Source organism: Alloyangia pacifica (assembly GCF_003111685.1).
GTDB lineage: Bacteria > Pseudomonadota > Alphaproteobacteria > Rhodobacterales > Rhodobacteraceae > Salipiger > Salipiger pacificus_A.
In genome coordinates, this window is sequence record NZ_CP022189.1 from 2,577,340 (window position 1) to 2,590,188 (window position 12,849).

Below are 12,849 nucleotides of genomic sequence, written 5' to 3' on the forward strand. Positions count from 1 at the left end.
CCTGTCTCCTCCCTCATCACTTCACGTGCCACGCTCAGCCGTGATGCGCCGCGACTGTCTTCAGAACCGAGAAGCCGTAGAGCGCCTCAAAGCCCTTCTCCCGCCCGTGGCCGGATTTGCCGACCCCGCCGAAAGGCAGCTCGACCCCGCCCCCCGCGCCGTAGTTGTTGAGAAACACCTGCCCGGCCTTCAGCTTCCTCGCGAGGCGCATCTGCCGCGCGCCGTCGCGGGTCCAGACGCTGGCGACCAGCCCGTAGGCGGTGCCATTGGCGATGCGCAGCGCTTCCTCTTCGTCCTCGAAGGGGATGACCACCTGCACCGGGCCAAAGATCTCGTCCTGCGCCAGCGCGTGCTCCGCCGGGACCGGGCCATAAAGACAGGGGGCGACGTAATGCCCGCCCTCGGGCAACCCCTCGGCCAGCCGCGCCCGCGCCAGAACCGGCAGGTCTGCGCCCTGCTCCAGAAACCCCTCGACGCGGCGCTTCTGGGCGGCATTGATCAGCGGGCCGATGTCGCGATCCTCCATGGCGGGGCCGACGATTTTGGCCTCGTAGGCCGCCGCCATGCGGGCCATCACCTCATCGAGGATCTCCCGCTGCACGAGGATGCGCGAGGAGGCCGAGCAGGTCTGCCCGGCGTTCTGCAGCCCGGCATTCACCAGGAAAGGCAGCGCCGCGTCGAGATCGGCATCGGCAAACACCAGCTGCGGCGACTTGCCCCCCAGCTCCAGCGTCACCGGGATCACGTTGTCCGCAGCCGCGCGCTGCACCGCGGCACCGGTGGCGACCGAGCCGGTGAAACTCATGTGCTGCACGCCCGGGTGGGATGACAGCGCCGCGCCCGCCTCGGACCCAAGCCCCGGCACCACGTTGAGCGCCCCCGCCGGCAGCCCCGCCTGCTGCGCCAGATCGGCGAAATGCAGGGCGGTCAGGCAGGCGTCCTCGGCCGGTTTCAGCACGCAGGCATTGCCCATGGCCAGCGCCGCGCCGACCGAGCGGCCGATGATCTGCATCGGGTAGTTCCAAGGCACGATATGGCCGGTCACCCCATGCGGCTCGCGCAGCGTGTAGACGGTGTAGCCACCGAGGTAGGGGATGGTCTCGCCGTGGATCTTGTCCGCCGCACCGCCATAAAACTCGCAGTAGCGCGCCAGCGCCACCGCGTCGGCGCGCGCCTGGCCCAGCGGCTTGCCCACGTCCTGTGCCTCGATCCGGGCGAGCAGGTCGACATTCTCGAGCACGAGCACCCCGATGCGGGTGAGGATGCGCCCGCGCTCCAGCGCCGTCATCGCCCCCCATTCACCGTCCAGTGCGGCCTGCGCCGCCGTCACGGCCGCGTCGATCTCGGCCTTGCCACCCCGGGCGATGCGCCCGATCTCCGCGCCCGTGGACGGATCGCTCAGCGGCAGCGTGTCCGCGGTTTCGCGCCATGTGCCGCCAATGAGCACGCGGGCGCTGTCAAAGGGGCTCCCCTCCGGCATCGTCATCTCCTCCCGTCTCCGGCGCCGGTAGTCTCGGCGCCGCCTCCATCAGAGATTTGGTATACCAGTGCCGGGGATTGTCAAACACCTCGGCCGTCGCGCCACGCTCGACGATCTCGCCCTCGCGCATGACCAGAACCCGGTCAGTGACCCCGCGCACCACCGACAGATCGTGGCTGACGAAAAGATAGCCGAGGCCCCTTGTGCGCGACAGCTCGGCCACAAGGTCGAGGATCTGCGCGCGCACCCGCACATCAAGCGCCGAGACCGCCTCGTCGAAGATCACAAGTTCGGGCTCGATGATCAGCGCGCGGGCGATGGCAATGCGCTGGCGCTGGCCGCCCGAGAAGGCATGGATCGGGGCCTCGGCGTGCTCGGGCTTCAGCCCTACGGCAGCCAGCGTCCCGGCGATCGCGGCCTGCCGCGCCGCGCCCTTCGGCGGATCGGGCAGAAGATGGAAGGGTTCGGCGATGATCCGGCCGACGCTGTGGCGCGGGTTGAACGAGCCGTAGGGGTCCTGGAACACCACCTGCACCCGGCGCCGGAGCTCAGGGTCCGGCTTGCCATGCGAAAGGATTGGCTTGCCACCGAGGGTGATCGTCCCCGCCTGCAGCGGCTCGAGCCCGAGGATCGCGCGGGCGAGCGTCGACTTGCCGCAGCCCGACTCGCCCACCAGCCCGACCCGCTCGCCCCGGCGGATGTCGAAGCTGACGCCCTTCACCGCGCGGAACTGGCCGCGCGGGGCAAGGAGGCTCTTGCGCGGCAGGGGATAGTCACGAACCGCCTCCCGCACGCTGAGCAGGGGCTCGCCGGGGGTGATCGGGGCCAGCGCCGCCTGGTGGCGCGAGGCCTCGAAGAGCTGGCGGGTGTAGAGGTGGCGCTGTTCCGAGAGGACCTGCGCCGTCGGCCCCTGCTCGACGATCCGGCCCGCGTTCATCACCGCGATGCGATCGGCCATGCCCGCCACCACGGCAAGGTCATGGGTGATCATCAGCATCCCCATCCCCTCTTCGCGCACCAGCCCGGTGAGCAGCTCGAGGATCTGCGCCTGGGTGGTCACGTCGAGCGCGGTGGTGGGCTCGTCGGCGATCAGCAGCTTCGGCCGCAACGCGATGGCCATGGCGATGCCGACCCGCTGGCGCTGCCCGCCCGAGAGCTCGTGCGGGTAGCGGCTGGGCGGAATGCGCGCGGGGTCGAGCCCGACGCGGGCCATGACCTCGGCGGCGCGGGCGCGGGCGGCGGCCCGGGGCATCGCCTTGTGGATCAGGATGGTTTCCATCACCTGGTCCCCGATCCGCTGGACCGGGTTGAGCGCGGTCATCGGCTCCTGGAAGACCATCCCCACCTCGCGGCCCCTCAGGGCGCAGAGGTCCCGCTCGGGCAGGGTCAGCAGGTCACGGCCCGAGAGCAGCAGCCTGCCGGAGGTCTCGGCCCGGTCCGGCAGCAATCCGATGGCAGCAAGCGCGGTCATCGACTTGCCCGAGCCCGACTCGCCGGTGAGCGCGAGGATCTCGCCCTGCGGAAGAGACAGGGACACATCCTGCAGGATCGCGGTGCCGCCGATGGAGAGGCTGAGCCCCTCGAGCCGCAGCAGCGCCTCTGGCGCCCGCCGGACCGGGGGCTCCGCCCCCGGGGCCACGGGATATTTTTGTCCAGACGAAGACATCATGCGCGGGAGGGCCTCAGGCGGGGATCGAGGGCGTCGCGCAGCCCGTCACCGAGCAGGTTGAGGCCGAGCACCGTCAGCAGGATCGCGAGGCCGGGCACGATGGCCACATGCGGCGCGAGCGCCACCATGGTCTGCGCGTCGGCCAGCATCCGGCCCCAGCTCGGCACCGGCGGCTGCGCGCCGAGGCCGACGTAGGAGAGACCCGCCTCCGCGAGGATGCCAAGCGAGAACTGGATGGTGCCCTGCACGATCAGGAGGTTGGCGAGGTTGGGCAGGATGTGCTCGACGCTGATCCGCGGCGCGCCCTTGCCGGCGACGCGGGCGGCAAGGATGAACTCGCGCCGCCAGAAGCTGAGCGCCGCGCCGCGGGTGAGCCGGGCGAAGACCGGGATATTGAAGATACCGATAGCAAGGATGGCGTTGAGTGCTCCGGGGCCGAAGATAGCGGTGATCAGGATGGCGATGACCAAAGAGGGGAAGGCGAAGATGAGATCGTTTGCGCGCATCACCAGCTCGTCGAGCCAGCCGCCCTGCCTTGCGGCGGCGGCGAGCCCCAGCGGCACGCCGAGCCCCATGCCGAGCCCCACCGCCACCAGCGCCACCGCCAGCGAGGTGCGCGCGCCGGTCATCACCATGCTCAGCATGTCTCGGCCGAGGTGGTCGGTGCCCAGCAGATGCGCCGTCGAGGGCGGCTGCAGCCGGGCAGCGATGTTCACCGACTCGACATCTCCCGGGGTCCAGGCAAAGGAGAGCAGCGCCGCGAGGGTGAAGACCAACGTCAGCAGCGCGCCGAGGATCAGGGTGGGTCTCATCTCGTGCGCCTCAGTCTCGGATCGGCGATGGCATAGGCCATGTCCGTCAGGAAGTTCACCGCGATCACCGCGAAGACCAGCAGCATGACGACGCTCTCGACCACGATGAGGTCGCGCTGGGTGATCGACTGGAAGATCAGCCGGCCTAGGCCGGGCAGAAAGAACACCTGTTCGATGATGATCGCCCCCGCCAGCAGGAAGGAGAACTGCAGCCCGAGGATGGTCAGCACCGGGATGAGCGCGTTGCGCAGCCCATGCCGCCAGAGCGCCTGCCTGCGGGACAGGCCCTTGGCGCGCGCGGTGCGGATGAAATCCTCCGTCAGGATGTCGATGAGCGAGGAGCGCATGACCCGGGCCAGGATCGCCGCCTGCGGAAGCGCCAGAGCCACCGCCGGCAAGGTCAGCGATTTCAGTGCCAGAAGCGGGGACTCCCAGCCGGGAAAACCGCCGGCGCTGAACCAGCGCAGCTTCAGCGCGAAGAGCAGCACCAGCAGCATCGCGAACCAGAAGTTGGGGATGGCGATGCCGAGCTGCGTCGCCCCGATCACCGCCGCGTCTCCCGCCCTGCCGCGGCGCGCCGCGGCGAAGATGCCCGCGGGCAGCGCAATCAGCGTAGAGAGCCCCAGCGCGTAGAGCGCCAGCGGCAGCGAGACGGTGATGCGCTCGGCGACCATCTCGGCCACCGGCGTGCGGTAGGTGTAGGAGGTGCCGAAGTCACCGCTCAGCATGCCGCCGAGCCAGGCAAGGTAACGCTGCCATTTCGGCAGGTCGAGGCCAAGCTCGGCCCGCAGCGCCGCCACCGTGTCGGGCTGGGCGTTCATGCCAAGCATGTAGCTGGCCGGATCGCCGGGGGCGACCTCGACCACCAGGAAGATGACCAGCGACGCAACCAGCAGTGAAACCGCCAGCGAGGTCAGACGTTTGAGCGCGTAGCCTAGCATGGCGTCACGTTAGGCGCAGGCCGCGGCGCGGTCCAGACGCTCAATGCTGGATCAGCTCCAGCGGATCGTAGCCGAAGCCCCTGCCCCACGCCACATGCGCAAGGCTGCTCGGCTTGAAGCGCAGCCCGTCCATCTCGGCGCGGGTGACGAAGCGGCGCTCGGTCACCACGCCCTCGGGGTCCTGCCAGCCCGGGTCGAGCGTGCCGCTGGCGATCCGGCAACGAAAGAAGATCTCGACTTGGTGGAAGCCGCTTGCGGGGTCGTGGAACTCGTTCACCAGGCAGGGCGGGCCGACGGTGATCTCGAGCCCGGTCTCCTCGCGCAGCTCGCGGGCGAGGTTCTCGGGCAGCGAGGTACCGATCTCGGCGCCGCCGCCGGGGGCGCACCAGAGGTCGCTCTTGCCACCGGGCCAGGCATTGACCAGCAGCAGCCGGTCCTCGTGGAGCAGAACGGCGCGGGCGGCAAGGCGGGGAGATTTCGACATAAGTGACCCTTCGGGCGTGTGCTTTTGCCCCTTTCATAGGGCCGGGCGGGCGCGTATCTCAAGCGCCGACCCAGCCCTGCCCCTTCAGGGCCCGACGAAAGGCCCCAACCCGTGCTCGACCTGATCCTTCAGAATGCCCCCGTCCTGCGCCCCGAGGGCTGGAGCGACGCGCCGTTGTCCCTCCACGATGGCCGCCTCGGCGGCGGCGCCGGCCGGGCCGTGGACCTCGCGGGCTTCGAGGTGCTGCCGGGCATTGTCGACGCCCATGGCGACGGCTTCGAGCGCCACATGGCCCCGCGCCGGGGCGCGCTGCGCGAGCGTGCGTCGGGGGTGCAGGCCTGCGCCGCCGAGCTGGCGGCCTGCGGCATCACCACCGCCGCACTGGCGCAATTCTGGTCATGGGAAGGCGGGATGCGCGGACCGGAGTTCGCCGAAGAGGTCTTTGCCGCAGTCACCGAGGTCGCGCCCACCGTGCCCGTGGACCTCCGCCTGCAACTGCGGCTCGAGACGCATTTCCTCGATGGATTTGCCGGAGCCGAGGAGGCGATTGCGCGCTGGGGCATTTCCTATGTCGTGTTCAACGACCACCTGCCGCACCAGCGGCTGGCCGAGGGGCGCAAGCCGCCGCGGCTCACCGGGCAGGCGCTGAAAAGCGGCCGCAGCCCCGAGGCGCATCTGGCGCTGATGATGGGGCTTCACGACCGTGGCGGCGAGGTGCCCGAGGCGCTGGACCTGCTCTGCTCCCGGCTGCAGGCGCGCGGCGTGACCATGGGCAGCCACGACGACCGCACCGCCGAGGGCCGTGCCGACTGGCGGGCGCGCGGCGTGCGCGTCTCGGAGTTCCCAGAGACGGTCGAGGCGGCGCTGGCAGCGCGCGCGGCCGGCGAATTCATCGTGCTGGGGGCGCCCAACGTGGTGCGCGGGGCAAGCCATGCGGGCAACGTCTCGGCGCTGGAGCTGGTGGGGCTGGGGCTTTGCGACGCGCTGGCCTCGGACTATCACTACCCCGCCCCGGCACGTGCCGCATGGCGCTGTGTCGAGCTTGGGCTTCTGGACGAGGTCGCGGCGTGGAAACTGGTCTCGGAAGGGCCCGCGCGGCTCTTGGGGCTCACCGACCGGGGCCGGATCGAGGACGGGCTGCGCGCCGACCTGATCATCCGCGAGCAGGACACGCGCCGCATCGTGGCGACGATTGCCGGGGGCCGCGTGGCCTACATGAGCGGGGATGTGGCCGGGCGCTTCATAGGTTGAAGCGCCGGCGACAGATCAGCCGCCGCGCACGATGCGGTTGACGTGGCCCATCTTGCGGCCGGGCTTGGCCTCGGCCTTGCCGTAGAGGTGCAGCGCGGTGTCGGCCTCGCGCAGCAGCTCGGGCACCCGGTCCATATCGTCGCCGATCAGGTTTTCCATCTGCACGTCCGAATGGCGCCCGCCATCGCCCAGCGGCAGGCCGGCTACGGCGCGGATGTGCTGCTCGAACTGGTCCACGCTGCAGCCGTTCTGCGTCCAGTGGCCGGAGTTGTGCACCCTCGGCGCGATCTCGTTGACCACCAGCCCGTCGGCGCAAACGAAGAGCTCGACCCCCATCACGCCCACGTAGTCGAGCGCGTTGAGGATACGGCCCGCCAGCAGGATCGCGTCCTGCTGGTGCGCCGGGGTCAGCCGCGCAGGAACGGTTGTGGTGCGCAGGATGCCGTCGCGGTGGACGTTCTCGCCGGGATCGAAACAGGCGACCTCGCCGCTCGTGCCACGCGCCGCGATCACCGAGACCTCGTGGCTGAACTCGACGAACCCCTCGAGGATCGCCGGGGCGCCGTTCATCGCGTCGAACGCATCGGCGGCGTCATCCTTCGACAGGATGCGGGCCTGCCCCTTGCCGTCGTAGCCGAAGCGGCGGGTCTTGAGGATGGCCGGCGCGCCGATCAGCTCGAGAGCGTTGTTCAGGTCGAGCTCGGTGTCGACGGCGGCAAAGGGCGCGGTGCGCAGGCCGAGACCCGAGAGGAACTCCTTCTCGGTCATCCGGTCCTGGCTCACCCGCAGCGCCTCGCGCCCCGGGCGGATCGGGCGCAGCGCCTGCAGCGTGTCGAGCGCCTCGGTGGGGATGTTCTCGAACTCGTAGGTCACCACGTCCACCGCTTCGGCGAACCGGGTCAGCGCCGCCTTGTCCTCGTAGGAGGCGGTGGTCACCGCGTGGGCGACATGGCCGGCGGGCGGCTCGGCGCCCGGCTCGAAGACATGCGTGCGGTAGCCGAGGCGGCTCGCGGCCACCGAGAGCATCCGTCCCAGCTGTCCGCCGCCGAGAATGCCGATGGTTGCACCTTGGGGAAGAGCGTCAGACATGGGGGCCTCCGTTGCTGGGGTCGGGTTTCGCCGCTTTTCCTGCGGATTGGCGCGGCTTGCAACACCCCTTTGTGTGACGCGGTGACGGACTGCGCCACAGAGGGCGCACCCGGCCCATCTGCGCGGGCCGGGATCAGACCGGGGTCAGTCCCGCACCGGCTCGTCGGGGATCGAGTCCGACAGCGCCTGGCGCCAGGCGTCCAGCCGCTCGGCGAGCGCCGGATCCTGCAGCGCAAGGATGCCCGCCGCCATCAGGCCCGCATTGGCCGCGCCCGCCGCGCCGATCGCCATGGTCGCCACCGGGAAACCGCGCGGCATCTGCAGGATGGAATAGAGGCTGTCGACGCCCGACAGCGCCCGCGTCTGCACCGGCACGCCGATCACTGGCACGCGCGTCTTGGAGGCCATCATCCCCGGCAGATGCGCCGCGCCCCCCGCTCCGGCGATGATCACCTGCAGCCCGCGCCCGGCGGCCTCCTTGCCATAGGTCCAGAGCCGGTCCGGCGTGCGGTGCGCCGAGACGATCTTGACCTCATGGGCCACGCCCAGCTCGTCGAGCATCTGCGCCGCTTCCTGCATCGTGGGCCAGTCCGACTGGCTGCCCATGATGATGCCGACCTTCACCTGTTCCGTCATGTCCGGGCCTCTTTCGCCTGCGGGCTCCGCCTTTGGACCCGCCTTGTGGAGGCGGCACTATAGCCACGTCGCCCCGGGTGTCCATGGCGCAGCGGGCGTTTGCGCGCGGGCTGGGCGACGGGCGAATAGTCGCGCCATCGCGGCCGCTTCCGGGCCCTGCGGGTTTGGCCCCTCGCCCCTCCCGTGCCATGGTAGCCCAACAGCGGAAGGGAGAATGCCATGAAGGTGGGAATTGTGGGCGCTGGCATGGTCGGCTCGGCGGCGGGCTATGCGCTGGCCCTGCGCGGCGGCGCGAGCGAGATCGTCCTGGTGGACAAGAGCGCGGCGCTGGCCCGGGCCCAGGCCGAGGACATCGCCCACGCGGTGCCCTTCGCCCATCCCTGCCAGGTGCGCTCCGGCGGCTACGAACGGCTCGAAGGTGCGGCGATCGTGATCCTCGCCGCAGGGGTGGCGCAGAAGCCCGGAGAGAGCCGCCTGAGCCTTTTGTCGCGCAACGCCGAGGTCTTTGCCCAGGTGATCGACGGGGTGCAGAAAGCCGCCCCCGAGGCCATGCTGCTCGTCGCCTCCAACCCCGTCGACGTGATGACCGAGGTGGCCCTGCGCGCCTCGGGTCTGCCCGCCGGGCAGGTGATCGGCTCGGGCACCATCCTCGACACCGCGCGCTTTCGCTGGCTGCTGGCCGATCACCTCGGCATCGCGGCGCAATCGGTGCATGCCTACGTGCTTGGCGAGCATGGCGATTCAGAGGTGCTGGGCTGGAGCTCGGCCCGGGCCGGGGCGCTCACCGTCAGCGAATTCGCCAAGCAGGTCGACGCGCCGATCACCCCCGAAGTCCGCGCCGGCATCGATGAGGCGGTGCGCCGCGCCGCCTATCGCATCATCGAGGGCAAGGGCGCGACCTGGTACGGCATCGGCGCAGGGCTCGCCCGGATCGTGCAGGCGGTGCGCGACGACCAGCGGGCGGTGCTCTCGGTCTCGGTGGTCACGCCGCGGGTGCAGGGGGTCGAGGAAGTGGCGCTCAGCCTGCCCCGCGTGGTCGGCGCGGGCGGCGTGCTGACGACGCTGACCCCCGATCTCGATCCGTCCGAGGCGGCGGCGCTGCGCGCCTCGGCGGAAATGCTCAAGGAAACCGCGCTGGGTATCCACTAGGGGGCGCGAGGACCCCTCGGGGCGATCTCGCGCTCCCGACAAGCCGCGCTTAGGCGCGGCCGTAGGCTTCCGCCATGGCGATTTGCAGGGCTTCCTTGGCGCTCTTGCCGGCCCAGTTGATCAACTGGAAGCAGGGGTAGTAACGCTCCGAGGTCATCACCGCCGCGCCGATCATCGTGTCGATCTGCTCGGCGCTGGCCACCTGGCCCCCGGCGAGCACCAGCCCATAGCGGTAGACCATCAGCTTGGATTCCGCCCAGTAGCAGAAAGCCCCTGCCCAGCACTGATCGTTGACCGCGTTGAGACCGGCATAGAGTTCGGGCAGCGAGTCCTTTGGCGGCTCCATCTCGAAGCTGCAGATCATCCGCAACGTCTCGTCGTAGGGCGACCATGCGAGGGTGATCGAATAGGTGCGCCACTGCCCCTCGACCGCCATGGCGATTTGATCTTCGCCGACGCGGTCGAAATCCCAGTCGTTGGTCTCGGCAAGGGTCTCGACGATGTCGATGGGGTGCAGCTCTTCGCTCAGAAAGTCTTCGGACAGTGCCATGCGCCACCTCTTATGGTTGTAGCTTCGGGGCTTGGCAGAGCCCCGCGTGCTAGGTGCCTGCTCGTAGAGATGTTGGGGGTGAACCCTCGTCTCTTACCATATATCGTGCCTGTGGCCCCCACCTTCTGTAAAGCGAAATGTTCGTGGCGCACTCAATAAGTTGTGGAACGATCTGTTATTTACTCAACATGCAGACTCACTGATTGTGGGCAACTCCGGGGAGTCCGCAGGGGGGCGGACTCAAGGTTCCGAGTCTTTTCAGCAGCCTGACTCGCGCTTCAGGCCTGTGGATGAAATCGGAGAAACGCGTGCGTAATCGAGGACAATTCTGGCAGGAAATCTGTCCCGGAATTCGACGCCTCAGCGGCACAATCCCGCAGAGCGTGATCCAGCGCAGTTCAGGTACCGCATAAGGTGATTTCAGCGGGAGGCCGCAGCGTCAGGACATCGCCGCCGGGCCGTCGCAGGCGGCCAGGACCGGCCGTGCCGCATCGGCGGGAACCACGGTGAAATGCTGCTCCAGCAGCCGCTCGCCGCCCGCCTCGAGCGCCATGGTCCAGTCGCCTTCGACCATCTCGTAGGCGTATTCGAAGGTGAAGAGGCTCAGGCTGGGCGCGCCGGGCGCGGCGCCGGTGGTCCAGCTCTCGACCTCGACCCCGCGCGAGCCCATCGGGGGGTGGGTGACGATGACCCGTAGCGCGAGCGGCGCGGCGGTCTCGGCGAGCGTGAAGCGGATGCCGAAGCTGATCCCAAGCGCCGCCGGCACCACCTCGGTGGCGACGTCGACGCGCCGTCCCGGCTCGATGAGGTTGATGATCCCCTGCTCGGTCTCCGGCGCCGCCCGGGCGCCCTCCGGGGTCACCTGGCAGATCACACCGCGTTCGATCAGCATCACCGGCGGCTCGGCAAAAGAAAGGCCGGACCCCGCCAAGGCGGGTCCGGCCAGCATCATGAGGATCGCGGCAAGACGCATCAGCCGATCGCGGCGGCTTTCACGTCGTCGTCGATGTAGGGCACGTATTGCGCGAAGTTCTCGGCGAACATGTTCACCAGCTTCTGCGCCTGCGCGTCAAAGGCCTCCTTGTCCGACCAAGTGCGGCGCGGGTCGAGCAGCAGCTCGGGCACGCCCTCGACCGAGACCGGCACCTCGAAACCGAAGTTCGGGTCCTTGCGGAACTCGACCTTCGCCAGCGAGCCGTTCAGCGCCGAGTGCAGCAGCGCACGGGTCGCCTTGATCGGCATCCGGTGGCCGGTGCCATAGGCGCCGCCGGTCCAGCCGGTGTTGACCAGCCAGCACGTCGCGCCGTGCTTGGCGATCTTGTCTCGCAGCAGGTTGCCGTAGACTTCCGGGCGCAGCGGCATGAAGGGCGCGCCGAAGCAGGTCGAGAACGTCGGCTGCGGCTCGGTCACGCCGCGCTCGGTGCCCGCCACTTTCGAGGTGAAGCCCGACAGGAAGTGGTACATCGCCTGCGCCGGGGTCAGCCGCGCGATCGGCGGCAGCACGCCAAAGGCGTCGCAGGTCAGCATGATGATGTTCTTCGGGTGGCCGCCAAGCGCGGTGGACGACGCGTTCGAGATGTACTCGAGCGGGTAGGCGCAGCGCATGTTCGCGGTCAGGCTGTCGTCCTCGAAATCGAGCTCGAAGGTCTCCTCGTCGAAGACCATGTTCTCGATCACGGTGCCGAACTTCGAGGTGGTCGCGTAGATCTCGGGTTCCGCTTCGGCCGACAGGTTGATCGTCTTGGCGTAGCAGCCGCCTTCGAAGTTGAAGGTGCCACGGTCGGACCAGCCGTGCTCGTCGTCCCCGATCAGCACGCGCTCGGGATCGGCCGAGAGGGTGGTCTTGCCGGTGCCAGACAGGCCGAAGAAGACGGCAGTGTCGACCGGGTTGTTCGGCGCGTGGTTGGCCGAGCAGTGCATCGCCATGATGCCCTTGAGCGGCAGCAGGTAGTTCAGCAGCGTGAAGACCGACTTCTTGTTCTCGCCGGCGTATTCGGTGCCGCCGATGAGGATGGTCTTCTTGTCGAAGTTCAGCGCGATGACGGTGTCGGTGCGGCAGTCGTGCTTGGCGGGGTCCGCCTTGAAGCTCGGGCAGTTGATGATGGTGAAATCAGCGAGGAACTCGTCAAGCTGCTCCCGCTCGGGGCGGCGCAGCATGTGACGGATGAAGAGCCCATGCCAGGCCAGCTCGGTCACCATGCGTACCTTGATCGAATGCGCCGGGTCCGCGCCGCCGATGAGGTCCTGGACGTAGTAGTCCTTGCCCTTCATGTGCTCGAGCATGTCGGCATGCAGCGCGTCGAAGCCCTCGGGCGACATGGCGCGGTTGTTTTCCCACCAGATCTTGTCTTCGACCGAGGCGGTCTTGACCACGTGCTTGTCCTGCGGCGAGCGGCCGGTGAACTTGCCCGTGGTCACGTAGAAGGCGCCGCCCTTGCCCAGCGTGCCCTCGCCGCGTTTCAGCGCGGACTCGATCAACGCGGGCTCCATAAGATTGTAATAGACATTGCCCAGCCCTTCGATCCCCTGATCTTCAAGCCGGAATTGCGGGTTCACCCGTCCAAATGTCATCTGCCAAGCTCCTGTAGCCGCTTGTCTGGGCGGCGGTAGTCATTGGGGCGGCACAGTGGCTGCCGTCCACCGGCAGCGCCCGCCACCGGTATCAGAGCCTTTAACATGCTGGGATCGGCCAAGAACAGAAGTCATCCGGGACGTTAGCGCAATCAAAATGGCTTTAGCGTTAGCACCCGTTCAGGCTAGCGTTACCATCGGTCACGGTTTTTGCAAC

General features: G+C 68.8%; 12 protein-coding genes. 2 read left to right on the forward strand and 10 right to left on the reverse strand.

Features of this window, described 5'->3' with window-relative positions; translation table 11 throughout:
- Nucleotides 1–34: 34 nt before the first annotated feature.
- From CEW88_RS12465 to CEW88_RS12485, 5 genes are read right to left on the reverse strand one after another with little or no spacing between them, the layout of a single operon-like run.
- A complete protein-coding gene (locus CEW88_RS12465; RefSeq protein WP_108967236.1) occupies nucleotides 35–1,480 on the reverse strand; it encodes an aldehyde dehydrogenase family protein in 1,446 nt (481 codons plus the stop codon).
- Complete coding sequence (locus CEW88_RS12470; RefSeq protein WP_108967813.1) at nucleotides 1,458–3,146, reverse strand: ABC transporter ATP-binding protein; 1,689 nt, start codon at nucleotides 3,144–3,146, stop codon at nucleotides 1,458–1,460. The genes CEW88_RS12465 and CEW88_RS12470 overlap by 23 nt, the downstream gene beginning before the upstream one ends.
- Complete coding sequence (locus CEW88_RS12475) at nucleotides 3,146–3,961, reverse strand: ABC transporter permease (protein WP_108967237.1); 816 nt, start codon at nucleotides 3,959–3,961, stop codon at nucleotides 3,146–3,148. Before CEW88_RS12475 ends, CEW88_RS12470 begins: the two co-directional genes overlap by 1 nt.
- On the reverse strand, nucleotides 3,958–4,902 hold the full coding sequence (locus tag CEW88_RS12480) for an ABC transporter permease (protein ID WP_108967238.1): 945 nt from the start codon (nucleotides 4,900–4,902) through the stop codon (nucleotides 3,958–3,960). The genes CEW88_RS12475 and CEW88_RS12480 overlap by 4 nt, the downstream gene beginning before the upstream one ends.
- A gap of 40 nt (nucleotides 4,903–4,942) precedes the next feature.
- Nucleotides 4,943–5,386: an NUDIX domain-containing protein gene (locus CEW88_RS12485; RefSeq protein WP_108967240.1), complete on the reverse strand. Its 444-nt coding sequence runs from the start codon at nucleotides 5,384–5,386 to the stop codon at nucleotides 4,943–4,945.
- A gap of 111 nt (nucleotides 5,387–5,497) precedes the next feature.
- Here CEW88_RS12485 and CEW88_RS12490 point away from each other — a divergent pair, with 111 nt between their 5' ends.
- The gene (locus CEW88_RS12490) at nucleotides 5,498–6,637 is read left to right on the forward strand and encodes an alpha-D-ribose 1-methylphosphonate 5-triphosphate diphosphatase (RefSeq protein ID WP_108967241.1); all 1,140 of its coding nucleotides are present in this window, start codon (nucleotides 5,498–5,500) and stop codon (nucleotides 6,635–6,637) included.
- 15 nt (nucleotides 6,638–6,652) lie between these two features.
- Here CEW88_RS12490 and CEW88_RS12495 read toward each other — a convergent pair whose 3' ends face one another.
- Nucleotides 6,653–7,726 (reverse strand): 5-(carboxyamino)imidazole ribonucleotide synthase, encoded by a 1,074-nt coding sequence (locus tag CEW88_RS12495; RefSeq protein WP_108967243.1) that lies wholly within the window; start codon nucleotides 7,724–7,726, stop codon nucleotides 6,653–6,655.
- Between the two features lie 144 nt (nucleotides 7,727–7,870).
- Nucleotides 7,871–8,362 carry a 5-(carboxyamino)imidazole ribonucleotide mutase gene (gene purE, locus CEW88_RS12500; RefSeq protein WP_108967245.1) on the reverse strand — a complete coding sequence of 164 codons (492 nt, stop codon included), beginning with the start codon at nucleotides 8,360–8,362 and terminating at the stop codon, nucleotides 7,871–7,873.
- A gap of 219 nt (nucleotides 8,363–8,581) precedes the next feature.
- On the opposite strand from purE, the gene CEW88_RS12505 reads away from it, so the two are divergent.
- Complete coding sequence (locus tag CEW88_RS12505) at nucleotides 8,582–9,511, forward strand: L-lactate dehydrogenase (protein ID WP_108967247.1); 930 nt, start codon at nucleotides 8,582–8,584, stop codon at nucleotides 9,509–9,511.
- Between the two features lie 49 nt (nucleotides 9,512–9,560).
- On the opposite strand, the gene CEW88_RS12510 is transcribed toward CEW88_RS12505, so the two are convergent.
- From CEW88_RS12510 to CEW88_RS12520, 3 genes are all read right to left on the reverse strand, one after another.
- Nucleotides 9,561–10,061 (reverse strand): YbjN domain-containing protein, encoded by a 501-nt coding sequence (locus tag CEW88_RS12510; RefSeq protein WP_108967248.1) that lies wholly within the window; start codon nucleotides 10,059–10,061, stop codon nucleotides 9,561–9,563.
- Nucleotides 10,062–10,500: 439 nt separating this feature from the next.
- On the reverse strand, nucleotides 10,501–11,034 hold the full coding sequence (locus CEW88_RS12515; RefSeq protein ID WP_108967250.1) for a DUF3859 domain-containing protein: 534 nt from the start codon (nucleotides 11,032–11,034) through the stop codon (nucleotides 10,501–10,503).
- The gene (locus tag CEW88_RS12520; protein ID WP_108967252.1) at nucleotides 11,034–12,632 is read right to left on the reverse strand and encodes a phosphoenolpyruvate carboxykinase; all 1,599 of its coding nucleotides are present in this window, start codon (nucleotides 12,630–12,632) and stop codon (nucleotides 11,034–11,036) included. Before CEW88_RS12520 ends, CEW88_RS12515 begins: the two co-directional genes overlap by 1 nt.
- Between the last annotated feature and the right edge of the window lie 217 nt (nucleotides 12,633–12,849).